Source organism: Streptomyces avidinii (genome assembly GCF_045161815.1).
Taxonomy (GTDB): domain Bacteria; phylum Actinomycetota; class Actinomycetes; order Streptomycetales; family Streptomycetaceae; genus Streptomyces; species Streptomyces avidinii.
Window position 1 is genome coordinate 8153071 of record NZ_CP108863.1, and the last position, 24957, is coordinate 8178027.

20 protein-coding genes are annotated in these 24957 nt (G+C 71.0%); 7 read left to right on the forward strand and 13 right to left on the reverse strand.

Translation table 11 applies throughout. The annotated features are described in order from the left end of the window. Position 1 precedes the first annotated feature (1 nt). From OG373_RS36920 to OG373_RS36970, 11 genes are read right to left on the reverse strand one after another with little or no spacing between them, the layout of a single operon-like run. Positions 2–790 carry a thioesterase II family protein gene (locus tag OG373_RS36920; RefSeq protein WP_405443085.1) on the reverse strand — a complete coding sequence of 263 codons (789 nt, stop codon included), beginning with the start codon at positions 788–790 and terminating at the stop codon, positions 2–4. Then, positions 787–2295: an argininosuccinate lyase gene (locus tag OG373_RS36925; RefSeq protein ID WP_405443086.1), complete on the reverse strand. Its 1509-nt coding sequence runs from the start codon at positions 2293–2295 to the stop codon at positions 787–789. Before OG373_RS36925 ends, OG373_RS36920 begins: the two co-directional genes overlap by 4 nt. After that, positions 2292–3578, reverse strand: coding sequence for an ATP-grasp domain-containing protein (locus OG373_RS36930; RefSeq protein WP_405443087.1), 1287 nt, complete (start codon positions 3576–3578; stop codon positions 2292–2294). The genes OG373_RS36925 and OG373_RS36930 overlap by 4 nt, the downstream gene beginning before the upstream one ends. Beyond that, a complete protein-coding gene (locus OG373_RS36935) occupies positions 3575–4633 on the reverse strand; it encodes a PLP-dependent cysteine synthase family protein (RefSeq protein ID WP_405443088.1) in 1059 nt (352 codons plus the stop codon). Before OG373_RS36935 ends, OG373_RS36930 begins: the two co-directional genes overlap by 4 nt. Further along, a complete protein-coding gene (locus OG373_RS36940; protein ID WP_405443089.1) occupies positions 4626–5528 on the reverse strand; it encodes a kinase in 903 nt (300 codons plus the stop codon). Before OG373_RS36940 ends, OG373_RS36935 begins: the two co-directional genes overlap by 8 nt. Next, entirely contained in the window at positions 5525–12736 is a 7212-nt protein-coding gene (locus tag OG373_RS36945) for an amino acid adenylation domain-containing protein (RefSeq protein ID WP_405443091.1), read from the reverse strand. Before OG373_RS36945 ends, OG373_RS36940 begins: the two co-directional genes overlap by 4 nt. A gap of 33 nt (positions 12737–12769) precedes the next feature. Next, the gene (locus tag OG373_RS36950; RefSeq protein WP_405443092.1) at positions 12770–14035 is read right to left on the reverse strand and encodes an ATP-grasp domain-containing protein; all 1266 of its coding nucleotides are present in this window, start codon (positions 14033–14035) and stop codon (positions 12770–12772) included. Between the two features lie 32 nt (positions 14036–14067). Next, positions 14068–15225 (reverse strand): GNAT family N-acetyltransferase, encoded by a 1158-nt coding sequence (locus OG373_RS36955; protein ID WP_405443094.1) that lies wholly within the window; start codon positions 15223–15225, stop codon positions 14068–14070. Then, on the reverse strand, positions 15222–15863 hold the full coding sequence (locus OG373_RS36960; protein WP_405443096.1) for a cysteine peptidase family C39 domain-containing protein: 642 nt from the start codon (positions 15861–15863) through the stop codon (positions 15222–15224). Before OG373_RS36960 ends, OG373_RS36955 begins: the two co-directional genes overlap by 4 nt. A 23-nt stretch (positions 15864–15886) precedes the next feature. Beyond that, positions 15887–17182 carry an MFS transporter gene (locus OG373_RS36965; RefSeq protein WP_405443097.1) on the reverse strand — a complete coding sequence of 432 codons (1296 nt, stop codon included), beginning with the start codon at positions 17180–17182 and terminating at the stop codon, positions 15887–15889. Then, entirely contained in the window at positions 17167–17991 is an 825-nt protein-coding gene (locus OG373_RS36970) for a hypothetical protein (RefSeq protein WP_405443099.1), read from the reverse strand. The genes OG373_RS36965 and OG373_RS36970 overlap by 16 nt, the downstream gene beginning before the upstream one ends. 795 nt (positions 17992–18786) lie before the next feature. Between OG373_RS36970 and OG373_RS36975 the strand changes: the two genes are divergently transcribed. The 5 genes from OG373_RS36975 to OG373_RS36995 all read left to right on the forward strand — a co-directional run bounded on the left by OG373_RS36975 (position 18787) and on the right by OG373_RS36995 (position 22196). After that, positions 18787–19041, forward strand: coding sequence for a hypothetical protein (locus OG373_RS36975; RefSeq protein WP_405443101.1), 255 nt, complete (start codon positions 18787–18789; stop codon positions 19039–19041). Further along, the gene (locus tag OG373_RS36980; RefSeq protein WP_405443103.1) at positions 19038–19556 is read left to right on the forward strand and encodes a hypothetical protein; all 519 of its coding nucleotides are present in this window, start codon (positions 19038–19040) and stop codon (positions 19554–19556) included. The genes OG373_RS36975 and OG373_RS36980 overlap by 4 nt, the downstream gene beginning before the upstream one ends. A gap of 9 nt (positions 19557–19565) precedes the next feature. After that, positions 19566–20783 (forward strand): MAB_1171c family putative transporter, encoded by a 1218-nt coding sequence (locus OG373_RS36985; protein WP_405443105.1) that lies wholly within the window; start codon positions 19566–19568, stop codon positions 20781–20783. A 248-nt stretch (positions 20784–21031) separates the two neighbouring features. Beyond that, positions 21032–21742, forward strand: coding sequence for a hypothetical protein (locus tag OG373_RS36990; protein WP_405443106.1), 711 nt, complete (start codon positions 21032–21034; stop codon positions 21740–21742). 313 nt (positions 21743–22055) lie between these two features. Beyond that, on the forward strand, positions 22056–22196 hold the full coding sequence (locus OG373_RS36995) for a hypothetical protein (RefSeq protein WP_405443108.1): 141 nt from the start codon (positions 22056–22058) through the stop codon (positions 22194–22196). Between the two features lie 192 nt (positions 22197–22388). Here the strand turns inward: OG373_RS36995 and OG373_RS37000 are convergent, their stop codons facing one another. Then, on the reverse strand, positions 22389–22640 hold the full coding sequence (locus OG373_RS37000; RefSeq protein WP_405443109.1) for a hypothetical protein: 252 nt from the start codon (positions 22638–22640) through the stop codon (positions 22389–22391). Positions 22641–23136: 496 nt separating this feature from the next. Here OG373_RS37000 and OG373_RS37005 point away from each other — a divergent pair, with 496 nt between their 5' ends. After that, positions 23137–23289, forward strand: a complete 153-nt coding sequence (locus OG373_RS37005; RefSeq protein WP_405443110.1) for a hypothetical protein — start codon at positions 23137–23139, stop codon at positions 23287–23289. Here the strand turns inward: OG373_RS37005 and OG373_RS37010 are convergent. Next, the gene (locus OG373_RS37010) at positions 23251–23715 is read right to left on the reverse strand and encodes a GIY-YIG nuclease family protein (RefSeq protein ID WP_405443111.1); all 465 of its coding nucleotides are present in this window, start codon (positions 23713–23715) and stop codon (positions 23251–23253) included. The genes OG373_RS37005 and OG373_RS37010 overlap by 39 nt on opposite strands. 791 nt (positions 23716–24506) lie before the next feature. Between OG373_RS37010 and OG373_RS37015 the strand changes: the two genes are divergently transcribed. Further along, positions 24507–24884, forward strand: a complete 378-nt coding sequence (locus OG373_RS37015) for a hypothetical protein (protein ID WP_405443113.1) — start codon at positions 24507–24509, stop codon at positions 24882–24884. Positions 24885–24957: the final 73 nt, after the last annotated feature.

The window sequence follows — 24957 nt, forward strand, 5'->3', positions numbered from 1 at the left end:
GTCATGGCCTGTCCTCGGTCGGAGCGGGTTGGACGATGCGCGGGGTGATGTCCAGACGGGCGAAGAGGTCGTCGAGCACCTCCTGCGTGTGATCCACGAGGTAGAAGTGGCCTCCCTTGAAGCAACGGGTGTCGAACGTGGAGCGCGCCACCGTGGACCAGGCCTCGACGGCATCGCGGCCCACGCCCGGATCCGCGCTGCCGTGGTAGACGACGACAGGTGCGCTCACGCCGGTGAGCGTGGGCGGCGACGCCCAGTACTGCTCGATCAGCCTGTAGTCGGCGCGTATCGCCGGCAGCACGAGCTCCCGCAGCTCTGGGTCCTGCATGGCCGCGGCCTCCGTGCCGCCCAGCAGGCCGATGCTCTCGATCAGCTCGGCATCGCCCTGCTGCGCGCGCGTGCCCCCCGTGGGCACGTGCCCGGGACCGGGCTGACTGGAGACGACGAGCGATGCCGGCGGGACGCCGTACCGCGTCTCCAGGCGCACGGCGACCTCGTGGGCGACCGAGGCGCCCATGCTGTGGCCGAAGAGGACCAGGGGCCGGTCCAGGAGGGGGAGACAGTCCCGTGCGATCGGCTCGACGAGCTCCCGCATGGTCGTCGCGGGCTCCTCCAAGAGCTTGTCCTCCCGCCCCGGATAGCGAACGGCGCGGAGTTCCACGTCGCTCGGCACGGATGGGGCCCACGACCGGAAGAAGCTCGCCGTGCCGCCGGCATGGGGGAAGCAGACGAGTCGCGCGCGGGGGCTGGCGCCGCCGCTCAGCCTCCGCAGCCACGTACCGCGGGTCATCGGGACGTCACCCGCCCGACCGCCTCGTCGAGCAGCACCGCACCGTGCGCCCAACGGTCCCGCCTGGCAGTGAACTCCTGGCGCAATTCAAGGAATTCGGCGGTCAGCCCGGCAAGCGCCCCGGCGCGGGAATCCGGGCCCGGACCTCCTCCGTACGCACCGGCCCGCGCGACCGTTGCCGGATCCAGCCAGTGCTCGATGTCGTCGTGCGGCGCGACCCGGGCGATCTCGGGGGTGTCCCGTACGGCGTCGGCGAGGGGCCGGGAGGCATCGAGGGCACGCAGAACGACACGGCCCACCAGATGGTGGGAGCTCCGGAACGGCATCCCGGATGCGACGAGCTGCTCGGCCAGATACGTCGCCGAGGTGTGGCCGTCGACGGCGCGCCGCAGCATCAGCCCGGCGTCGGGTTCGGCGCCGGCCAGCACCAGCCGCAGCAGGGTGACCGCATCGGTCGTGTTCCGCAGCCCGGGCCAGACCTGTCGCAGCGCCTCGTTGGTGACGGCGATGGAGTTGGTGTAGGGCGCCATGGCCATGGCCGAGGCGGCCGCCGTGAACGCGCCGAGGCTCGCGGTCGCCCGGCCCTGAATGTGTTCGAGCAGGAACGGGTTGCGCTTCTGCGGCATCATCGAGCTCGATCCGACCAGGTCGTCGGCGAGCCGTAGCAGCGCGACCTCCTCGGAGGTCCAGGCCGCGAGATCGCGCGCCGCGCGGGAGACGGCGACCCCCAGCACACCGGAGGCCGACAGCAGCCGCAGCCCGAAGTCGCGCGAGGCGACCGCGTCCACGGAGTTGGCGGCGGGAGCGGTGAACCCCAGCAGCTCGCTGGTACGCCCGGTGTCGATGGCGACGGAGGTGCCGCCGACCGCGCCTGCCCCCAACGGGTTGGTGTCCAGCTCCACGCCCGCCTGCAGGAGGTCGGCGAACGCGCGCAGGACTGCGCAGCCGAGCCCGGCCAGGTAGTGGCCGTAGGTGATGGGCACGGCCGGCTGGCCGTGGGTGTACGCGGGCATGGTGACCTCGCCGAACTCCTCGGCCTTCGCCAGCAGGACCGCGGCGAGGCCCTCGACGGACTCGAGCAGCCGCCGGTAGACATCGCGGCCGCGCAGCCGGGCCGTCGTGGCGTTGAGGTCGTTGCGCGAGCGGCCAGTGTGCAGCACCCCGCCGACGTCGTCGCCCAGCCGCTCCGACAGCCAGGACTCGTAGGCGAGGTAGACCCCGCGAGGCATGGGCCTGGAGCGTACCGGTGCGAAGTCGTCCCGGCGCAGCCCGTCGACGGCATCGAGCAGCGCGGCGGCGCGCGGGGCGTCCACGATGCCGCACTCGACGAGCATGACCAGATGAGCCTGGTCGACCTCGCTGATCAGCCGGAGTTCCTCGCCCGCGGCGTCCACGGAGTCGCCGGCCGGCAGGTACTGGTCGTAGACGATGGCGTGTGCCTCGGGATGCAGTACGGTGCCGAGGCGCCCGGTGTCGACGCCCGAGCGTGTCAGGTCCGATGTCATGGACGTGTCTTCCCCTTCGTTCGGACGGCGTCCGTCCCGCCTCGGTTCGAGTGGTCCAAGGCCGCGGACAGTTCGCCGAGGCCCTGGGCGGCGGCACGGGCGGCGGCGGAGGTGTCACCCGCGACCGCGATGACGTGGCCGATGCGGCCGCGGAAGTCGTGTGCGGGGGCGACGGCTTCCCCGGACCCGCGGTAGAGGGCGGCCGCTTCGACGCCCGCGGTGGCGAGGGCCGCGTCCAGGGCGGCGGCCCGCGCGTCCGCCCTCGCGAGCGTCCCCGGAGCGTCGGCGGTGAGGAAGCGGATGGCGGCGGCGCGGGGCGTACCTGTCGGCCGGAGCGCAGGGGCGAGCCCGACCGCCGAGCGCACCTGGCAGGCCACCAGGTCGACCCCGAGGGCCCGGCTGGCCAGATCGGGGATCATGCCGCCAGCAAGCCGGGGATTGACCTCGATCACGCGGACGTCGTCACCGTCCTGGCGCAGTTCCACGTGCGCCGCGCCCCAGCCCAGGCCGAGCGCTTGCACGGCCCGCACCGCCACCTCTCCCAGGCGGCGTGAGTCCCCGGCCGGCAGTGCGGCCGGCAGTACGTGCCCGTACTCGACGAAGTCCGGCAGCGGTCCCAGCTGCTTGGCGACCACGACCAGGGCCGTACGGCCGAACACCTCCACCGAGTACTCGGCGCCCCGCAGGTACTCCTCGACGAGCACATCGCGGGCACCCGCCGCCACGCGCCCGTCGACGGCCGCCGAAGCCAGCGCCGCTGCGTGTGCCGCAGCCGCGTCCGTGTCCGCGCAGAGCCGTACGCCGAGGCTTCCCGAGCCCAGCACCGGCTTGAGTACCACCGGGTAACCGATCTCCTCGGCAGCGAGGACCGCCTCGCGCTGGTTGCGTACGAGGGCGAACCGCGGCACCGGCACGCCGCCCGCCTGCAGAAGGGCCCGTTGGTGCGCCTTGTCGCGGCAGGCGCGCACGGCTGCCGAGTCCGGACCCGGCAGCCCGAAGGCCCGCGCGACGGCCGCGGCGGTTGCCACGAAGTACTCGGAGCTCGACGTGACGCCCGCGAGCCCCGCCTCCCGGTCGAGAGAGCGGGCGACGGCGAGCACCTCGCGCTCGTCCGAGGTGTCCGCGACCTCGACGCGCAAACCGTCCTCGGCGGCGTACGGGTAGCGGCCCGGGTCCGCGCCGAGGAGGACCGGCCGGAGCCCCAGGTCCGCCGCGCAGCGCGCGAACTGCCTGCCGCTGCCTGTCGTGTTGCTCTCGACGAGGAGCAGGACGGGCCGGGTCACGAGGCCACCGCCGGTGCGACGACGGCGGCGCGGCCGCGCCGGTCCCACAACAGCCTCGACCACGTCCGGCCGGCGTCCGCGGGCTCGTCGACCAGACGCGGACCCCGGTCGCCGGGAGCGGCGATGATGCCCTGTGCGCGGAGCCAGGCGTCGTCGTAGACGGTCGACTGGTAGCGGTACCCCTCGTCGGGCAGCACCATCAGCACCCTCGCGGCCGGGTGGTGCCGCGCCCACCACGATGCGACCTGGAAGGAGGCACCGCTGGTCGGACCCATGAACAGACCGTGCCGGCGGTACAGCTCGCGGGTGGCGTGGAACGCCTCGCCGGGCGCGACCCAGTGGACCTCGTCGTACGCCGCGTGCTCGACGTTGCCGGGGACGATGCTGCTGCCGAGGCCCCGCAGGACCCGGTGCCCCTCGGGGGCGCCGAAGATGACGGAACCGTGGGTGTCCACGCCTATAAGGCGCGGATCGTGGTTGCCGCGGCGCAGGGCGGCGGCGATCCCGGACGTCGAGCCGCCCGAGCCCACCGGGCCGACCAGGCAGTCGACGGTACCGAGGGACTGGGCGACCAGGTCGCCCACGGCCGCGTACGCCGCCGGGTTGTCGGGGTTGTCGTACTGGCCCGGCACGAAGCTGTCGGGGTGCTCCCGCCGCAGCTCCGACACGCGGGTCAGGCGCGCGCCCTGGATGCCGCCGGCCTGCCCCTCGTCGTGGACGATCACGACCTTCGTGCCGAGCATCTCCAGCCGGTTCCGCAGGTCACGGTCGATCGCAGGGTCGCCGACGATGGTGAGCGGATAGCCGCGCTGTCTGCAGACCATCGCCAGTCCCAGGGCGAAGGTGCCGGACGACGTCTCGATGACCGGCGTTCCCGGGGTGAGGAGTCCGGCGCCCTCGGCCCGGTCGACGATGAAGCGGGCCGGCAGCAGTTTCATCAGGCTGAAGGCGGCCGCGTAGAGGTTGCCGGTGACGTGGATGATGCGAGGCAGCTCGGTGGCCTCGATGATCGATGCGTATGCCTTCGGGGCATGAGGTGACGTCGTCTCAGCCATCGGTGGAGAACTCCCAGTGCTCGGTCATGCCGGCGTCGCGCAGGAGTGCCTGCGCATGCGTCGTTCTGCTGTCGACGGCGAGGTCGTCCCGGTCGAAGAGGAGGCCAGCGATGTCGCCGCTGTGGGCCGCCTGCACACCGACCGCTCCGGCTTCCTCGGCGATGGACAGGATGCGTTCGAACCAGGGGATCGGGAGACGGCGCTGATTGATTCGGGCGCTGGCGGTCGCCACCTCCCCGAGGAGTCCGACGTCCTTGGTGAGGACGGCCCGGCGGAGCACCGTCCGGAGTTCGGCGAAGCGCCGGATCTCCTCGGGGCTGTACCGGGCGGACGGCAGTGCCAGCGTGTCCACCCCGTCCCCCGCGGCGCCCGGAGCGGAGCCGAACCCCAGGACACGCAGGGGCGGCAGGGGGTAGCCGAAGTCCTCGATGACCTCACCGTCACGGTGCGCGAAGAGCACCGTGGTGGACGTGAACATCACCGAGTCCGAGGCTCTCTCCGCCTTCACGGCCAGCCGCGCGACCGTCTCCGTGGGTAGCGGCGAGGAGAACGCTTCCTGGACCGCGCCGATCGAGGCCAGGACGTCCCCCGTGGACGAGCCGAAGCCACGGCGCAGCGGCACGTCGTCGGAGACCCCCAAATGCCCGTGTGCCGGCAGCCCGAGTTCTGCGAGTGCGAGTTCCGCGGCCCGTTTCGCCTTACTCTTCCACCGGGGGAACACGGTCAGGCTGGAGTCGTTGCCCGGCGTGAAGGACGCCCGGACGGAATACAGGGCACACGGGAGCGTGACCAGGCCCCTGTGCAGGATCCCCTTGTGCGAGAAGACACCCTGGAGTATCTCCCCGTGATGTACGGGGGCGGAGGCGCGGCCTGTCCGCCCGTCGTTCCGGCTCACGCCGTCAGCTCCGCGACGGTGGGCTTCTCGAACAGGCTCCGCAGGCTGAAGTCCGGATCCAGTTCGGTGCGGATCAGGGAGGCCAGACGGATCGCCAGCAGGGAGTGCCCGCCGAGATCGAAGAAGTTGTCGTGGACTCCGATGCGGGGCAGGCCGAGGACTTCGGCGAAGAGGGCGCAGAGGATCCGCTGTCGTGGGGTCGTAGGGTCGTGGTGGGTCGTGGAGGCGGGGAGGGACTGTCGGCCGGGTGGTCCACCGGGGGTGGCGGGTGGCAGGTCGTCGTGGGTACGGAGGCCCGGGGGGACGGGCCGGACGGGGGAGTCGGGTGCCGTTTCGAGGGCGTCGACAACGGCTTCGGCGGCGTCGCGTACCAGCTCGCACACCGTATCCGGGGAGACCGGCGCCGTCACCTGGGCCGTGAGGCGGAAGCCTGTGCCGAGGTCGTCGACGGACAGGGTGAGCGGGTAGTTGGTGCGCTCACCGGTGTACAGCGTTTCGATCCCGTCGATCCCGTAGACGCCGGAAGGTGCTTCCACGCCGGGATCCTTGGTGTAGCGGTAGTTGAGGAGGGCCGAGAACAGCGGGGTCCGGGCGGCAAGGCCGGCGGACCGCTGGGCCAGAACGAGCGGGGCGTGCTCGTGAGAGAGCAGTTCCGCCATCTGCACCTGCATGGCGCGGACCGTGTCCGAGAGGCCTGCTGAGGTGGTCCGCACCCGGACCGGCAGGGTGTTCATGAACAGGCCCGGGACGCGGTCCGCACCCGGACCGGCGTTCATCCGGCCGAAGAGCACCGTGCCGAAGGTGACGTCGTCACGCGCAGACGCCTCCGCGACGACCCGCGCCCAGATGACGTGGAACACCATGGCGGGGCTCGCACCCAGCTGGCGTGCCTGTTCCCGCAGGCGCCGTGAGAGGCCCGGGTCGAGCGTCGCGATGGCCTCGGCAGTGTCCCGGCCGTCGCCGTGGACGTCCGTCAGCCCGAACGGGGTCGTCGGCTCCGTGATGTCGCCCAGCAGCCCGGCGAAGTACCGCTCGTGCTCCCCGGCGGAGACCTGCTGGCGTGCCCCGGCCATGGCCTCGCGGGGCGACAGAGGGGCAGGCAGCCGGTCACCCGTGCCCTTCAGGAAGGAGCCGATCTCGTCCATGATCAGCTCCAGGCTGGTGTGGTCCAGGATCAGCTGATGGAACTGCAGGACCAGGAGCCAGCGCGTGGTCCCCGGTTCGGCCGCGACGTACGCTCCCAGGACGGGCGCGCGCCGGGGGTCCACCGGACGGTCGGCGAGGTCCAGCAGCGCGGCCACGATGTCAGGTGAGTCGCCGCCCAACGTGACGGTTTGCAAAGGGAGTTCCGCCCGGCGGAGCACCACCTGGACGGGCTCGCGCAACCCCTCCCAGAGCACCGCCGTGCGCAGGGCGTCGTGACGGGCGACCACCTCGCCGAGGGCGGACAGAAAGGCGTCGAGGCGCCCGCGGGAGTCGAAGCGCATCGCTGTCGGCAGGACGTACACATCGCTGCCGTGGCCCTCCTCCATCAGGTGGTGGAAGAGGATGCCCTCCTGGAGTGGAGTCAGGGGGTGGATGTCGGCGACATTGGCGGGACCGCCCGGAATCCGGTCGCTGATCCGCGCGATCTCCCCGGCGGTCAGTCCCGACAGGGGCACCATGTTGGCGGTGAAGGCCTCGACGCCCTCCGGAACCCCGGCCACGGGCGTCGCGCTCTCCTCCCGGACCGCCTGCGCGGCGATCCCGGCCACGGTCGGGGAAGCGAACAGCGTCCGTACGGTGATGGACAGACCGTGCTCGCGCAGCCGTCCGACCAGTGAGGCGGCGAGGAGCGAGTGTCCGCCGAGTTCGAAGAAGTTGTCGTGGATCCCGACCTCGGGGAGGCCGAGGGCTTCGGCGAAGAGGGTGCACAGGAGCTGCTGGTGCGGGGTCGCGGGGTGGTGGTTCGTCGAGGCGGGGATTGGGCGGGGGGCGGGGAGGGCCTGCCGGTCGAGCTTTCCGTTGGGTGTCAGGGGCAGATGGTCCAGGAGGACGAAGGCGGTGGGGACCATGTGGTCCGGCAGCGTGGCCGAGAGGTGCGCACGCAGGGCGGCGGTGTCCGGTGCACCTGGCGAACCGGTTCCGGTGCCGGCCGGCGGGGTGGGGACGAGGTAGGCGACGAGGGTCTTGTGGCCCGGGCGATCTTCGCGGGCGATGACAGCGGCCTGCGCCGTCGAGGGGTGTCTGGCGAGTGCGGCTTCGATCTCGGCGGGTTCGACGCGGAAGCCGCGGATCTTGATCTGGTTGTCGGTGCGGCCGAGGTACTCGAGGTTGCCACCGGTGTCCTGGCGGACAAGGTCGCCGGTGCGATACATCCGCTCGCCCGCGGCGGCGAAGGGGTTGGCCACGAAGCGCTCGGCGGTGAGGCCGGGCCGCCCGAGATAGCCGCGGGCCAGTCCGGGTCCGGCGAGATACAGCTCGCCGGGCACGCCCGGGGGGACGGGCTGCAGAGCGGCGTCGAGGACGTAGGTACGGGTGTTGCTGATGGGCCGGCCGATGGGGATGGTGGCAGTGTGGGGGATGTAGGTCCAGTGGGTGACCTCCACCGAGGCCTCGGTGGGGCCGTAGAGGTTGTGCAGGGGGATGCCGAAGCGGTCGTGAAACCGGGCGGCGAGGGTCGAGGGCAGGGCTTCGCCCGAGGCGAGAACGCGGCGCAGGGTGGTGCAGCCGGCGGCGGTGGGCTCGGCCAGGAAGGCGTGCAGCATCGACGGGACGAAATGCACGGTGGTGACCTGCTGGGTGCGGATCGTCTCCGCGAGCTGGACGGGGTCCTTGTGCGCGTCGGGGGCGGCCACGACGATGGCGGCGCCCGTGCTGAGGGGCCAGAAGAGCTCTCTGACGGAGACGTCGAACCCGACGGGCGTCTTGAGCAGGACCCGGTCGTCCGGCCGGAGGTGGTACGCGGACTGCATCCACGTCAGCCAGTTGACGACGCCGCGGTGCGCGACAACGGTCCCCTTGGGCCGTCCGGTGGAGCCCGAGGTGTAGATCACGTAGGCGGGGTGGGCGGGATCGACCGGCGGCAGGTCGTCGGCAGGGCCTAGGCCTTGTACGAGGTCCGCGGCCGCCAGCCAGGCCTCGTCGACGGTCAGGGCGGGCCGCGCGTCGGCGAGGACGTAGGCGATGCGGTCGGCGGGGTGGGCCGGGTCGAGCGGCACGTACGCGCCGCCTGCCTTGAGCACGGCCAGAACGGCAGTCACTAGGTCGGCTGAGCGGTGCAGCTTGACGGCCACGCGCTGCTCCGGGCCGACGCCCTGGGCGGCGAGGCGGTGGGCGAGGCGGTTGGCGCGGGCGTTGAGCTCCGCGTAGGTCAGGCGCTGGCGGCCGCTCACCACCGCGAGGGCGTTGGGGGTCCGGGCCGCCTGTGCCTCGAACAGCCGGGTGAGCGTCACGGCCGGGAACTCCGCCGCCGTCCCGTTCCACTCCACCAGCAGCCGGTGCCGTTCAGACTCCTCCAGAACGTCCACCTCGCCGACCCGCTGCTCGGGATCGGCGATCGCGGCCGTCAGGACACGTACGAAGCGGGCGGCTACGGACTCGGCGGTCTCCCGGTCGAACAGGTCGGCGGAGAAGTTGACGGTGCCCGCGATGCCATCGGGGTCCCCGGTGCCGTCGAAGCACTCGACCAGGGCGAAGTCCAGGTCGAACTTCGCCGGCAGCGTGACGGGCTGCAGCGGGTCGCACCGCAGGCCCCGCAGCTCCAGGTGGTCCTCGGCATGGTTCTGCAGTACGAGCATGACCTGGAACAGCGGATGGCGGGCCATGGAGCGGACCGGTGCCAGATCCTCCACGAGCCGCTCGAAGGGCACGTCCTGATGGGCGAACGTCGTCAGGCTCTCTTCCCTCACCCGCTCCAGCAACTGGGCGAAGGTGGGGTTCCCGGTCAGATCGGTGCGCAGGATCAGGGTGTTGACGAAGAATCCGACGAGATCGTCCAGCGCCTCGTCCGTACGGCCTGCGACGGGGGTGCCGATGGGGATGTCGGAGCCGGCGCCGAGCCGGTGGAGCAGGACGGCCAGCGCCGACGCCAGCACCATGAACGGCGTCACCCCCCGAGACCGGGCCAGAGCCACCAGCCCGCGGTGCGCGGCGGCCGGGATGCGGAAGGGAACCTCCCCGCCCCGGTGGCTGGTGATCGCCGGACGGGGCCGGTCGGCCGGCAGCCGGAGCTCCTCCGGCAGGCCGGCCAAGGCCGTACGCCAATAGGCCGACTGCCGGGAGAGGAGGCTGTTCGCATCGCTCTCGTCACCGAGGAGTTCCCGCTGCCACTGCGTGTAGTCCGCGTACTGCACCGGCAGGGGCGTCCACTGAGGGGCCTTCCCCAGGCAGCGGGCCGCGTACGCAGTGGACAGGTCCCGGTTCAAGGGGCCCATGGACCACCCGTCCGCCGCGATGTGGTGGACGACCAGCACCAGCACGTGATCGTCCGGGGCCGAGGTGAACAGCGTGGCCCGGAAGGGGATGTCGCGGGACAGGTCGAAGGGCGCAGTGGCCGCGGCCTCCATCAGCTCCTGGAGACCGGCAGCACCCTCACCCGGGCCGACGGGGGCGAGGACCGCCATCGGGTCCAGCTCGTCCACGGCTAGGACCTTCTGGTACGGCCGCCCGTTCACGGCGGGGAAGACGGTGCGCAAGCTCTCGTGCCGCGCGAGCACGTCCACCAGGGCGGACCGCAGCGCCTCCTCGTCGAGGCAGCCCGTCAGATGCACCGCCACGGGCAGGTTGTAGGTCGCGTTCGGCCCCTCCAGCTCCTGCAGGAACCACTGGCGGTGCTGTGCGAACGACATGGGCAGCACGTCCGGGGACTCCCGGGGCGTCAACGCTGGCCGCGCCGCGTCCGCCTGACCGAGCCGGGAGGCCAGTCCGGCGACGCTCGGGTTCTCGAAGAGGGCGCGGATGCCCACCTCCAGGCCCAGGGTGGCGCGGATTCGCGAGACCAGCCGGGTCGCCAGCAGCGAGTGACCGCCGAGGTCGAAGAAGCCGTCGTCGACCCCGACGCCCTTCAGGCCCAGGACGTCGGCGAACAGGCCGCAGAGCACCTTCTCCTGCTCGGTGGAGGGTTCGCGTCCTGAGCCCGCGGAAGCGACCGCCGGGGCGGGCAGGGCCCGTCGGTCGAGCTTGCCGTTCCCGGTCAGCGGCAGACCGTCCAGAAGCACGAAGGCCGCCGGGACCATGTACGTGGGCAGCGCGGCCGCGACGTGGGCGCGCAGGACAGCGGCGTCCGGCTGCCCGCCGGCACCGGTCGTGGCACCGGCCGCAGACCCGGCCCGCGCGACCGGGACGACGTACGCGACGAGGCGCTTGTCCCCGGGGCGGTCCTCGCGGGCGACCACGGCCGCCTGGGCCACCGACGGGTGCGTGGCCAGCACCGCCTCGACTTCACCGGGTTCGATGCGGAAGCCGCGGATCTTGACCTGCTCGTCGACCCGGCCGAGGTACTCCAGCCGGCCGTCGGTGCGCCAGCGCACCACGTCCCCCGTGCGGTACATCCGCTCGCCCGCGGCGGCGAAGGGGTTGGCGACGAAGCGCCCGGCGGTGAGGCCGGGCCGTCCGAGGTAGCCGCGGGCCAGGCCGGCCCCGCCGATGTAGAGCTCCCCGGCGACGCCCGCGGGAACCGGCCGCAGCGCCGGATCCAGCACGTAGACCTCGGTGTTCCAGAGCGGACGGCCGATCGGGACGAGCGACTGCGGTACGGGGTCCCCGGCGCGCAGGGGGTTCACGGTGGAGAACACCGTGGTCTCCGTGGGACCGTACTCGTTTGCTACGACGGTGCCGGGGCAGGCATCGAGCACCCGACGCACCGCCGTGGGGGAGACCACGTCGCCGCCCGCCCAGATCTCCCGTACGCCGGCGAAGCATTCAGGGTGCTCCTCGGCCAGCACGCGGAACAGGCCGGCGCTGACGAAGAGGCCGGTCACCGCCTGTTCGGCGACAGCGGCGGCGAACGCGGCGGCGTCCAGCCGGCCGGGCGGGGCGACGACGACCCGGCCCCCCGTCAGCAGCGGGGTCCATATCTCGAAGGTCGAGGCGTCGAAGGCGTAGGCCGAGTGCATCAGGACCCGCTCGTGGTTGCCGCCCCGCCAGTACCGGTCGGCCGCGAGGTGCACGACGTTGCGATGCGTGTTGGCCACACCCTTGGGCGTGCCGGTCGAGCCTGAGGTGAACATCACGTAGGCGACCTGCTGCGGGTGCACGATCCTGCCCGGAGCGGCCTCGGGGCCGTCCGCCGTGTCGTGCCCGCCGCCCACGCGCAGCACCGGCGCCCCGACCCTGAAGCCGATCCGGTCCGAGTCACGGTCGGTCACCAGGGCCACCGCCGCAGTGTCGCGGAGAATGAACTCCGAGCGCGAGGCGGGCTGGTCCGGGTCGATCGGCACGTACGCCGCACCCGCCTTGAGTACGGCGAGTGAGGAGACCACGACCTCGGACGAGCGCTCCAGGAGGACCGCGACCCGGTCGTCGCTGCGCACGCCCAGCTTCAGCAGCCGATGGGCCAGCCGGTTGGCCCGAGCGTCGAGTTCGCGGTAGGACAGTTCGGTCCGCCCGGAGACGGCGACGGCGTCGGGCGTACGTGCCGCCTGGGCCTCGAACAGAGCGTGGACGGCGGCATTCGCGGGGAAGCCCACCGCGGTGTCGTTCCACTCGGCGAGCATCCGACGGCGTTCCGCGCCGTGCAGGATCTCCACCCGCCCGACCTGCCGGTCCGGATCCTCCGCCAGAGCCGTCAGCACCCGGAGGATGCGGTCCGCGTGCGCGGCGACCTGCCCGGCGTCGTGCAGTGCCGGGTCGGCGTCGACGCGCAGGAGCGCAGGCCGTCCGCCCCGTCCCTCGCGGACGACGACGGTCAGGTCCGCTCCGGTCAGCCGGAGGGCGCCACCGAGCAAGTCCGGTTCCCGCCGCAGCGCCTCGCGCACGGCGCTGTCGGTCTGCCGGACCAACGCGGTCAGGCTCTCACCGGGTCGTACCGTCAGGCGCAGCGGCAGCCCCAGGGTGACCTCGTCCGCTCCCGTCAGGTGATGGGTGTAGAGGGCCGCTGCCGCCAGGGTCAGCGGGGACCAGCCGACCTCCAGCCGACGTGCCGTGGACTGCAGCGCGTCCGTGAGGAAGTCGGACAACGTGATGGAGTGGAGCAGGCGCGTGGGGGTCTCGGGGCGACGTTCCGCCATGTCAGCGCTCCCGGTGTGTCGGCGTTCGGGCGTTCATCGCTCTCGGATCCCGTAGAAGATGCGCGACGCCGACTCCACGGCGATCGCGTACGACTCCTCGCGGGAGCGTCCGACGGCGTGCACGTAGCCGATGTACTGGCTGTTGGACTCGATCTCACTGCTGACCTCGTCGCCGAGGGCGACGTAGAGGCCGGCTGCCCGGCAGCCCTCCACGGCCACCGCTTCGTCCAGCCCTTGCACGTCCGCCAACCGGCCGGAGGACGGCGCCGTCAGGTACAGCTCCGTCACCGCTCCCTCGAAGGCGAACTCGGGTACCGGGCTGCCCGTCAGCTTCGCCAGCAGCAGCTCGGCGGGCAGGACACCCGTCAGCTCGCCGATGGCGTGCTGAACGCCGGCGCCGACGAAGCGCGGATTGAGTTCGACCAGCCTCGGCCCGTCCTCCGTCAGGATGAACTCGAGGTGGAAGGCGCCGAAGTCGTACTCCAGCGCTGCCAACGTCTGCGCCACGTAGTCGTCCGCACCGGGGAAGGGGCGCTCGGCGGAGAAGCGGACTGCGAGTTCCACGAACCGGGGCGGAGGGGACATCACGCGGTCCGAGTACCCGATGATGCGTAGGTCGCCCGAGTCGACGAATCCCTCGGCGCTGAACAGCGGCCCGACGAGGACCTCCTCGAACAGCAGCCTGCGCTGCGGGCGCACGCGCCTGCCGTACGCCCGCTCCAGGTGCCGGGCCGCCACGTCGCGCACCGCGTGCACGTCCTCGGCCAGGATGACGTCCCAACTCGAGGCACCGTCCACAGGCTTGACGATGCACGGGTAGCCGATCGGCGATTCCAGGTCCTCGTCGTACGCGGACTTGACCCCCCACCGGATGTCCGGGAGCCCGGCCGTGGCCAGGGCTGCCCGGGCCACCGCCTTGTCCCGGGCGATGCCGGCGCCCAGCGGCTGGGGTCCGGTGAGGCCGAGCTTCGCGGCGACCGCGGCCGCCGTCCGGACGAAGCTGTCCACGGAACTGAACACGGCTGCGATTTCGCCGGTCAGTACCTTGAGCACGTGTACGACGGTGGCGGCGTCCGAGGTGTTCGTCACCAGCCATGCGTCGACCACATCATCGAACTGGTGTCCGTAGCTGGTCGTGTCGGATGCAGCGACCGCCGTGCGGAAACCGAGTCGCCGGGCTGCCTCGAGTTGGGCCCGTGCGGGAGCCGTGATGGACCCGCCGGCCGACAGTCGACCGCTGCCGCTGCCGGGCAGCGTGTGCAACTCCACGAACACGACCCAGGCGTTGTGCGCGGGCATGATCTGCCTTTCTCTGGAATGTGGATCAGACGTCACAGCGCATTGGCGAGGAAACGGGATGCGGATGCGGTCCGCTCGGCGGCGCCGCCCATGTCGCCGACGAGCTGCTGCCACCGGACGGCGTTGCGGGTGCGTGCCGTTCCGGAGTCGCCGCCGTCGGTCACACCGGTCCGTACACCCCACAGAAGGGAGACCTCCGCGCCGCGGCGGATCTTCGGCTGCAGGGTGCCGATTCCCAGGTGCAGGCGGGATGCGCCGACCCGGTAGGCCGCTTCCATCGGCCGGTAGTAGAGGAGTTCGAAGTACTCGGCCGCGACCGCGGGGTGCCGGTAGTCGAACCCGTAGGCCCTGGAAGAGACTTCGTGGGGCGTCACATAGGTGAGGGTGCAGCCGACCATCCCGCCGTCCTTGTGGCAGGCGTGCACGACACCGGCGTCCGCGGCGGCCTCCGCCTGGCCGCGCATCAGGGCACGGATGAAGTCGGTGCCGGACCGCTCGCCGTGGTGCTGCTGGTGGGAGGCGATGAGGGGGCTGATCTCGTCCCAGCAGGCGGAGAACGGAATCTCCGAGCAGGTGTAGCCAGCCGCACGGAACGCGTCGCGGTCCTTGCGGATCTGCCGTCTCATGTTGCTCGATCCGGACTGCAGGTAGTCCTCGAAGGACGTCCCGGGTAGCGCGATGGCGCAGTCCGCGGCGAGCAGTCTGGGCGGAGATCCCGCACCGAACGGCAGCAGGGCCTCGGCATCGGCCTCGCCCAGGTACAGCCACCACGCGTGCCCGTCGGCCTCTTCCGCCGCGATCCGATTGACGGCGTCGACGAGCTGACCGGTGAGGTGCCGCTTCCGCTCCGGGTCCGCGTCCGCTCCGGCATCCGTGAGGATGCGGTTGGCGTAACCGCGCCGGTTTCCCGCCAGCACGGTGCGTCCCATGGTCCGACTCTGCTGCGGCAGGTCGGGAAACAGCCGTGCGGGGTCGTACATGGCGCTCGCTTCGGAGTCCACAAGGTACACCGGGACTCCCGCGACGAGCTGACCCTCGCCCTCACGGACCAGCACGTAGCGCACGGACGATCCGGGATCCGCCTCCTGGTATCTCGTCCAGGCATGCCCCGCATAGAACGAGCCGCCGGACAGGGCATCCCAGGCGTCGCTGTCGACACCGTCGAGACTCTTCACCACATCGATGGTCACCGGGCCTCCCCGACCAGCGCCTCGGACCCGGGAGAGATCCCGAGCAGGTCCGCCACGTCCGGACCGACGGCGTCGGCGATCCGCGCGGCCGGCCGGCCCTGTGGCCACAGGACCACGGCCCGGCCCGTCCAGCTCGCCCAGAACCGTTCGGCGGGCAGCTCCGTATGGTGGGCACCCCAGCGGGACGGGTCGGCGAACGCCGTGTACCGTTCGCCGTCCTTGACGGCCTCGCCGCGGAACACCACGAGATGTCCGCCCTTGCGGCCGTCCTCGGGAAACCGGAAGCTGGCCGACACGATGCTCGGCAGTCCCGCCTCGGCGATGCTCTGCAGCTGTGCGGGGGAGCTGAAGGGTGCTGCCGCACCGGACAGCCCGTGCAGGCCGGCGATATCGACCAGGCCCCGGTGGATCCACCCCTTGGGCGTGTAGGCGCCCTGTTCCAGTCCCTCCCTCAACAGGTGCCGCTGGGACGGGACCGGCAGGCCGTGGTGGTCGAGGATCATGCGCAGACAGGCCAGTCCGCAGCACTTCTCCCCCCAGACCTCCGGACCGCCGGAGGGCCAGGGGAAGGCGGCGTCGGACTGCTCCGCCGCGGTGAAGTGCTGGGGATAGCGCTGGACGGGGAGGGGTGTGGTCACCTTGGTGCTCCGTGCTGGGGACTTCACGAGGACGCGACGCTCCGATCCGCGGGCAGCGTCGAGGGGGTGGTCGCCGCCGGACGTCGGAACGCGGGCCGGTTGCGGTTCGCGGCCAGTGCCGCCGTCGATGCCAGGAAGCCGGACACGACGAAGAACCCCGCGAGCACGATCCATCCCCTGGTTCCGTTCCCCAAGACCAACGTGGCCAGCAGGGTCGGGGCGAGGGCGCGCATCACGCCCGGCCCCAGTGCGAAGACGCTTTGGTAGGCGCCCTGTGCGTCGTCGGAGGCCAGCTCGAACCCGAAGCAGAACTCCGCGGACGTCTGCCACAACTCGCCGGCCGTGTAGATCACGGTCCACAGGAGGAGAACGGCGATGCAGAGGACGGGCCCCAGAGACTCCGTGGCCGCCAGCGTCAGGCAGGCCGCAGCGAGCGCGATACCGGTCAGCCGCGCCATCCGGGCCGCCTGGGGTACGGCACTCGCTCGCTGGCTGACCCGTACCTGGAGGAGGACCACGATGACCGTGTTGACGATCATCACCATGGCGATGGACCACTTGGGTGCGCCGGTGTGGTCGGCGACCCAGAGCGGCAGGGCGAAGCTCAGCACGCTGGCGTGCAGCGCCAGCAGTCCGTTGGCCGCGGTCACGGCGAGATAGCGGGTGTCGCGCAGCGGGCCCGGTGCACGGACCGCGCCGACCGCTGCGGCGCGGGACACCCGGTGGTGCGCGACGTGCACTCCGGCCAGCATGGATGCGGCGGCAGCGAAGAGGACGGCGTTGCCCGCCACCACGAACGTGTAGGCCTGCGGCGTGTCCACCAGCAGTGCGGCGCCGGCGATCAGCGTGCCCAGCCCCAGCCCGACGTTGGTGGCGGTCCTGAGTTGCGCCCTGGCGGTGATCCGGTTGCCGCCGTCGCTCATCGCGTGGATCAGGGAGCCGACGGTGCCGGAGATCCCGCGATCCGCGATGCCGCTGATGGTGGCAACCACGAGAAACCAGGAGAAGCTGCGCACCTGGGTGAACACGGCCATCATCATGGCCTGGACCACCAGCAGCGACACGTAGACGAGCTTGGGCCCGAACCGGTCGGCCAGCCGGCCGAACACCATCATCAGGGCGAGCCCCACTCCGGTGCCCACGGTCAGCCCGAATGCCGTCTGCTCGACGCTCAGCCCGACGGTCCTGGTGAAGAACAGGGTGCCGCCGGTGATGTACAGCCCGCTGCCGACCGTGTTGATGAGGTTGGCAACGGCGAACCGGCGCAATCCGCCGGGAGGTGGGAGCAGTTGCAGCTTGGCGATCACTCGACTGTCCACGGAGCGGGTGCGGCACTCTCGACGGCGTTCACCAGGAGGGAAGTGATGAGTTCGGGGTAGGTGATGCCCTCGAGGCGGCAGGAAACGGGCAGGTTGCTCTGGTCCTGCAGGCCCGGAATGGTGTTCACCTCTAGGGCGTAGGCGACGCCCTGATTGTCGATCATGTAGTCGATCCGGACGGCTCCGCGGCAGGCGAGGAACTCGTAGACTGCCTTCGACTTCTCGGTCAGGTCCTTGAGCTCGTGGGGCGGCAGGTCCGGTACGCGGTATTCGACGCGCGGCGCCCCGGAGCCCCCGAGTTTCGTCGACTCGTCGTAGTACTCGGACTCGGTGACGAACTCGAGCGGCGGCAGTGCCGTCGGGCCCGACTCCGTTGCGATGACGCTCACGGTGACGGCCCGGCCGTGGATGTATTCCTCGAGGAAGAGCCGGTTGAACCCTCGGCTGTTCAGGACTTCGACCTCGCGGGGCAGGTCGGCCGAGGCGCCGACCAGTGCCATGCCGACGCTGCTGCCGCCGTCCACGGCCTTGAGCATGGCGGGGAACGAGAAGTCGGTCGGCAACTCGGCGGCCCGGGGGACGGGGACAGCCCGCGGGACGGGTATCCCGAGGTAGCTGAACACGGCCTTGCTGGCGAGCTTGTCCATGCCGATGCTGCCGGCCAGCACACCGGAAGAGGTGTAGGGGATCGAGAGGTAGTCGAGCAGCCCCTGGAGCCTGCCGTCCTCGCCGTACGGGCCGTGCACGTTCAGGAAGGCCACGTCGAAGCGCCGGATGCGCTCGATGAAGTCCGTGTCTGTGGGATCCACATGTTCGGCGTGCAGGCCGAGGCGCTCAAGGGTGCCCAGAATGCCTGCGAGTGACCACTTCTCGCGCGGTACGTTGCGAATGTAGAGGCTGTCCTCTTCGGAAACGGGGCCATACACCACGGCAATCCTCTTGTGGCGTAATAGCTCGGCCTGTAACACGTTGACTCCTGTCTGGCGGTTTCCGTCCGGACGAAAAGGCGCGCCGGACGCACTCGGCGCGCCTGACAACCCCTCCGGTTCCTGGCAGCCCGCTGGGCGCCCCAGACGGCCGGGCAGGTGGGGGACGGTAATCGGTCAAGTTTTGAGGGAGGGTTCGCGCGCAGGTCCGCGCGGACGTGCGCATGCGGCAACGGTCCCGTGAGGGCCCCGCACCTCCACGAACAACGGGGGACACACGATCCCCGCTGTTGCAGTCGGAGGGAACCCCGCCCCGGTCGCCCCGGTGTCCCATAGTGATGGGTGTGGCTGGTTTTCCCCGGATGATGATTGGCCAGTTCGATTAATCTCAGCTAACGACCTTGAGTCTGGCATGATCTTTTCAGGTCGTCAACCAACATTAATCCTGCTGCTCAGGGGGCTGTTCTGTCAGAGGAAGCGTTTAGAGAGAGACTGGACAGGCTCTTCGGGACGGTTCACCCGCCGGGTCGGGGCCCCTACTCGAACAAGGAGGTCGCGCAGCTGCTGCAGGAACGCGGGGGCCCGGGGCTCTCCCACGTCTACCTGTGGCAACTGCGCACCGGACGGCGGGACAACCCGACCCGGCGGCACCTCGAGGCGCTCGCGGAGTTCTTCGGCGTGCCCGTGGCGTACTTCTTCGACGATGACACCGCAGGCAGGGTCGACGCCGAACTGGACCTCGTACGGCGGCTGCGCGACAGCGGAGTGCAGAGGGTTGCGACACGGGCTGCCGGGCTGTCGCCGGCGAGCATGGAGCAGATCCTCGCGGCCATCGAGCACCTTCGGATGCAGGAGGGCCTTGCATCCGATCCAGCCGGGGAGGAGAAGAGCGGGGGCGGCGCGGCCGACGAGGACGAGGGGGAGGGTTCGTGAAGTACTCGGATGCCGTGCGGCGCCAAAGCCGCCGCTTCGTCCGCAGTCTCCGGCTGCCGCCGGTCGACAACGTGCGGGACCTGCTGCCCGCTGTGGAGGAACGCTCCGGGCATCCCATACGGATCGTTCCATCGCCCGCGGACAACGTAGGGGGCGTGTGCGGCCTGTGGATCCGGATGGCGGACGGCGTCGACTACGTCTTCGTCGACGAGAAGACCAGTCGTGCCCATCAAGACCACATCATCGCCCACGAATTGGCGCACATACTCTGCAACCACCAGGGCTTCGCGGCCTTGCCGCAGGCGGGCCCGGACTCCGAGCGCCCCGTCCCCACGCTCGACCCGTCGGTGGTGAGGATGATGCTGGGCCGCACGGACTACGCCCACGGCGACGAGACGGAGGCGGAGCTGGTCGGCACGTACCTGCAGCGCCACGTCCACCGACCCCGAGTCCGCGTCAAAGAGCACGACCGAGTCGCGGAGACGTTGTTGGGCGGCCACGATATGAGGAAGTGAACAAGGATTGTGCAGCAGCTGCTCCATCCGGTGTGCCTGGCGCTGGCCGCAGCCGGATTCCTCCTGCTCCTCGCCTCCCCGCAACGTCTGACGCAGGATCGGGCGCGTGCCGCCCTCGCAGGCGTCTACGGCTTTTGCGCATGCTCCTTCCTGGTTTCCCTGGAACCGGTATGGCGGTTCGTGGGCGGCGTCACGGGCCGCCCCTCGATCGGCATCCTCATGGCGTTCGGCTTCGTGACGGCGCAGGTGGCGTTGCAACCCGTGGTCTTCGCCTACTGGGCGCTATCCCCGGACCGGGCGCGGGCACGGGCCCGCCTGTTCCTCACGGCCGGCGGAGCGGTCGTCCTGGCACTGGCCACCCTCTTCTTCTTGCTTCCCGCCAGCGGTCCGACGACGCCTCAAGGATTCACAGCCACGTACATCCACTACGGCGTCTACCAGACGTACCTGGTCCTCTACGTGGTCGCGTACGGCATCGGGCAGGGCGTCCTCGGCGTCGGCTGCTGGCGTGCCGCTGGCCGCACGGAAGAGGTGTGGATCGCCCGCGGACTACGTGTCGTCGGCGCCGGGGCCCTGATCACGCTCGGCTACAGCGCCATCCGACTCGTCGCAGTCGCAGCCGCAGCAAGCGGATCCGGCGGACCGTCGGCGGCCACCGAGAGCCTGGCGTGGGTCTTCGCCGACGTCGGCAACCTGCTCGTCCTCACCGGATTCTTCATCCCGACGCTGGCCGTTCACACCGTCCTGCGCACGAAGACCTGGTTGCGCACGCACCGCGACTACCGCGCCCTGGCGCCCCTGTGGAGCGTCATGCACGACGTCGTACCAGGCATCGTGCTCGAACCGCACGGGTCGGTCACGGCGACCCGTGCGCCGGGCTGGGGCACGGCGTGGCGTCTGTATCGCCGTGCCGTGGAGATCCGGGACGGCCAGTGGGCCCTGCGGCACTACCTGGAGAAGTCGGTGCGCCGTACGGCCGAGGACCGCCATCACGCCGCCGGACTCGTGGCGGCCGAGCTGGCTGCGGCCGTGACGGCCGACCAGCTCCGCGCAGCAGTGGCCGTCTATGTCCGAGGGGATCCCGCACTCGTCCCGGCCGAATACGCCGATGCCCGCACGCGCGAGTCGCTCCGTACTCCGGACGACGACGTCTGCGCCCTGTTGCGGATTGCGGCTTACTTCAATGCCGGCGCTGCCAGAGAGGAAGCAGCGCCCGCACGCACCTGACAAGACGCCAGCCGTCGGGCAACAGATGACTTGTCGTGGGAGGCGGAACGAGGGTCGGCGCGGCGATGGATGCCCACAGGCCGGGTGCGTCCCCGGGGCCGTAGCTCCGCCCAGCCGACGGTGGTCCGGGGGCACCGTGTACGCGTACGCCGAGGCGCGCTGGGACGGGGCCAGCTTCTGCCCCGTGGACGACCCGACGATCTTCGACAGGGCCAAGCTGCGCGCGCAGATCAAACAATGTTGTGAAGGTGGAGACGCTCGAAGATGTTCTCTTCCCGGGTCTGAACCTCGTGGTGCGGCAGGTCGTAGTCGCCGATGACAGCTTGATGGTCGACGCGGCGGGGTGCGGGCCGCCTGGTGGATGCCCCCAGTGCGAGCATCCTGCCGCACGGGTGCACAGCCGGTACTGGCGTCACATAGCGGCGCAGCTCGCCGCGCCCGTCATCCCCGGCCAGGAGCGGGTCCGCGAGGTCACGATGGTGCTGGACCGCGCCGACGAGCTTGGCGCTGTCGCCGCGACGGAGCGGCGCAACGAACAGCAGGCGGGCGTGGCCGTGCGCCACGCGCAGGAAGTCCTCCGGCGGGTGGCCGAGGCGAAGACCAAGTCGCGTCTGGCGCTGCGGCTGGCCGGCACCAGCCGCAAGGAGACGCTGCAGATCGCCGCCGAGTACGACAAGAAGGAGAGCGAGGCCTACCGGGAGATCCTGCGGGCCGGGCGGGCCGCCGAGGACGCCGGGCGCGAGGCATGGTCCGCGATCCGCAGCCCCGAGACGATCCACCTCTTCGAGGAACAGGGCTCCCGCCGGGAGGGCCCGCGCGACGTCGACGAGCTGCAGACCCGCCTCGCCGCGATGCGCGAACAGCTCCCGGAGATCGAAGGGATCGCCAACAGTGTCGTCGCCCGGAGAGCCGACCTCGCCGAGCGCCAGGCCTCGGAGCAACGTGGCCTCGCGCGGTAGCACACCACTACGGCGGGCAAGCTGCAGGAGGAGAAGACGCTGCGCTCGCGCATGGCGACCGAGGCCCCCACCCAGCACGCCACCGAGGCGCAGCAGCGCGCCGCGTACATCAAGCAGGCTCGGCAGCAGGCCGCCGAACGGGCCTGCGAGAACGCCCGGCGCGGCGCAGAGCGAGTACCGGTACCAGCCGCCGCCCCAGGCCCGCTCAGGCCCCTCGCTCGGGCGCTGAACCCGCCTGACGCCAGCGGGGGCCTTGTGCGTGGGATGCGCGCAGGGGGCTGACGCTGAACGTCGGCCCCCTTCGGGGCGAGCGGTGCAGCTGCAGGTTCTCGCCGACGCGGGTCTGCCCGACACCGCCTCGCTCGCGGCCGCCGGCTGGGAGCCGGTGCTGCTCGACGCGATCGACCGGGGCCAGGTCTGGGGTCGCCCCTCGAAGGCGGCCGCCACCGTGTGACCGGTCCGCGCACCGACGTCAGCGCCCTGGAGATAAGGCCGCTGGGGCGCTACGGGGCTGTTGCGGTCCGAGCATGACAGAACCGCCTTGGTACCCTAGCCAGCGTTCGTGCATGTTCAGCTGAACGGTGCCGAACGCGAAAGAACCGCCCGGGGGGTTGCAGCCCCGTATCCGGACGGTCCTTTCAGTCACCTACGCAGTGACACCAACGGTCCGCCCCGGTTCAGGGGTGGGCCGTTCTGCTGTGTGGAACAGGAGCCCCACGATCCACTCGGCCGCCTTCTCGCCGAGGGTCTGGCCGCCACCTTCGGCGGCCCCGGTGGCGAACTTGTCGCGGATCTTCTTCCAGATCCCGCCGCCTCCACCTCCGGTACTACCTGCGCCCTCTCCGGAATAACCCGGGTCAGGGCCGCTGCCGGCCTGCTCGATCGGCTGCGGTTCCATCTGCACCCCTCAGGGGTCTTGCGGCACGCCGGACAGACCTGGCAGGGGCTCGTAGGCGTGCTTTCCGAGCACCTGCTCGACCTGTCCGTCGGAGGGGGTGGAACACGTTCAGCTTACGAGGCCCCGCAGGAATGAATCTCCGAACGCCGTGTGCACAGAGGGCGCTTGGAGCATCCAAATGCCCCTGTAAGGGCTTCAATGTCCAACATTGCGTTAATGCCGTTGAGTGAAAAAGCCAGTCGGAAAATTCTTAAAAGATCTTCGGGGCGCGCCGAACCCCGCTTCCCTCCTCGCGCACGCCCGGCAGCTCGGGGCCCACCTGGCCTGTCGGCCGGGCGTACGGTCGCTGTCGGCCACCCACCGGTACGTCCGCACCGACCTGGCTCGTCCCTGCCCACGCATGCGGGCATCTGGCGAAGCCGGGCCGTGCAGCAAGCAGGAGCCGGGCTTCTCACAACCGAGTCGCTACCGCTCGTTCCGATCCTCCCCAAGGGCCATGGACGCGCCCGGCACACGGCTGCTCCTCACCCGCGGCGAGGTCGAGACCCTGGCCCTCCTCCAGGGCCGGCTCGACGGAGCGGACGAGCGGGTGCAGCGCGCGGGGCTGGAGCTACGGGCCCTGATCGGGAAGCGGCTCCCCGCGGCGTAGGTTCGCCAGGCGAGCCCTCAGCAGGAGTAGGACGATCCGGTGGAGCGTCTCGCGTTCCGTCTCGGTGCCGTCCTGCAGGTGGAGTCTCCACAAGAACCACTCTCGGCGGAAGGCCGGCCGGAGCTCCCGACACTGGTAGGCGATCCGCGTACCGTGCGGCTGCCGGGGCACTCCGGACGGCAGCACGGGGCCGGACTCGCCCTTGTTGTAGCGGGGCTGCTCCCAGAAGATCGCCTCGCCCTCAGCCGCGCGGGCCAGCCGGTCCGAGGCGTACCACTGGCGCTCGTGACGGGCGACCTCTCGCCACCAGAACATCTCTTTGCGGTGCTCGCGCCAACGGCGCGTGGGATCACCGGACGAGCCGACATAGAGCAGGTAGCCGGCCGCGTCGTAGAGCCGGTACACGGCTGTGGGGGTCTCGGTCACCGGGTGAGCGTGGCAGCTGGTACCGACAAGCTGCTGCGCCCCGCTTGGAGCTGCTCTACCAGGGACGTTGACCTCGGCCTGGCACCCAACAACGGTGTAGATGATCACCCGCTACTTGAGTCTGGTGTCTCGGCTGGGACTTCGGGGCCGAGTAGCCGTCCCGCGATGATGCCACCAAGCGTTCCCGTACCCCGTGACGGAGGAACAACCTGGGGCACACAGCGGGACATGGGGTGCCAGTAGGAATGCTGTCACCGATCCTGCTGGCTTATTCGGTTACGCGGCGAGGGAGAGGTCGAGGCGGGCAAGGTGGGTGACGCGGTGCGGTCGAGTGGGTGGCCGTTCCACCAGGCATCGAGGCGAATGAGGTTGAGCGCGACGACGGAGAAGACGTGCTCCAGGGCCCTGTCCTCCCGAAGCTGCCACGAAGTGACAAGTAGCTCTCTGTAGCAAATCCGGGGTGGGCTTGTCCGGGTCTTCGATCTTTCCGGATTCTTGAGGAGCCGCTCGGCGACGTTGGTCCGGTCACGAAGACCGGCGGGAGTGCGAAGTGCGGCAGGAGTGGGAGCCGGAGGACTTGATCGAGGTCTGGACGCTGTTTGGAGGAGGACCAGGAGCGACTTCGGAGCAAGTCGGGGGCGGCGAACCGGCTGGGTTTCGCGCTGTTGCTGAAGTTCTTCGGCTTCCGAAGAACTGCCGAGGAACACGGAACGGACCGGGGTGCCCCATACGTTGAGCAGGGCGGGGCCACGCAGTGCGCACCCGACGAGCACCGAAGGGTTGGGGGACGCGTGCCGCAACAGAGCCGCTCCGCGCGCCTGGCCGCGTCCGCGCTGACCCTCGTCGTCACCGTCCTCGCGCTGTTCGTCCCGGTGGCCGGGACGCAGGGCATGCCCATGCCCGCCGACAGGCCGCTCGCCCACCACACGGTGGCGGGGCACGCCGGACAAGGGGCAGGACCGGACGACGTCCCGGCGCGGCATGTCGCGGTCACGCACCGACCTGACGCCCACATCCCGGGCCCGCAGCCTGCGGGCCCCGCGCGTACGGCCGTCGACACGGCCCCGCGCCGCGCCCTGGGCGGGCCCGACACGGGCCCCGCCACCGCACTCGCGCCGCCGCGCAGGCCGGCCGAGTCCGCCGCCCCGCGCGGCCCGCCCCACCGATGAGCACGCAGACCGTCATCGACGCCTGACCCTTCTGACCCGGCGCACACCGCGCGGGGCCGGTCACGCGTCCCTC

Bases quoted from the DNA above. Each gene is read 5' to 3' on its own strand.
- OG373_RS36925 (WP_405443086.1), bottom strand. From the start codon at position 2,295: ATGACATCGGACCTGACACGCTCGGGCGTCGACACCGGGCGCCTCGGC.
- OG373_RS36935 (WP_405443088.1), bottom strand. From the start codon at position 4,633: ATGGCTGAGACGACGTCACCTCATGCCCCGAAGGCATACGCATCGATC.
- OG373_RS37005 (WP_405443110.1), top strand. From the start codon at position 23,137: ATGGACGCGCCCGGCACACGGCTGCTCCTCACCCGCGGCGAGGTCGAG.
- OG373_RS36950 (WP_405443092.1), bottom strand. From the start codon at position 14,035: ATGCCCGCGCACAACGCCTGGGTCGTGTTCGTGGAGTTGCACACGCTG.
- OG373_RS36920 (WP_405443085.1), bottom strand. From the start codon at position 790: ATGACCCGCGGTACGTGGCTGCGGAGGCTGAGCGGCGGCGCCAGCCCC.
- OG373_RS37000 (WP_405443109.1), bottom strand. From the start codon at position 22,640: ATGGAACCGCAGCCGATCGAGCAGGCCGGCAGCGGCCCTGACCCGGGT.
- OG373_RS36945 (WP_405443091.1), bottom strand. From the start codon at position 12,736: ATGGCGGAACGTCGCCCCGAGACCCCCACGCGCCTGCTCCACTCCATC.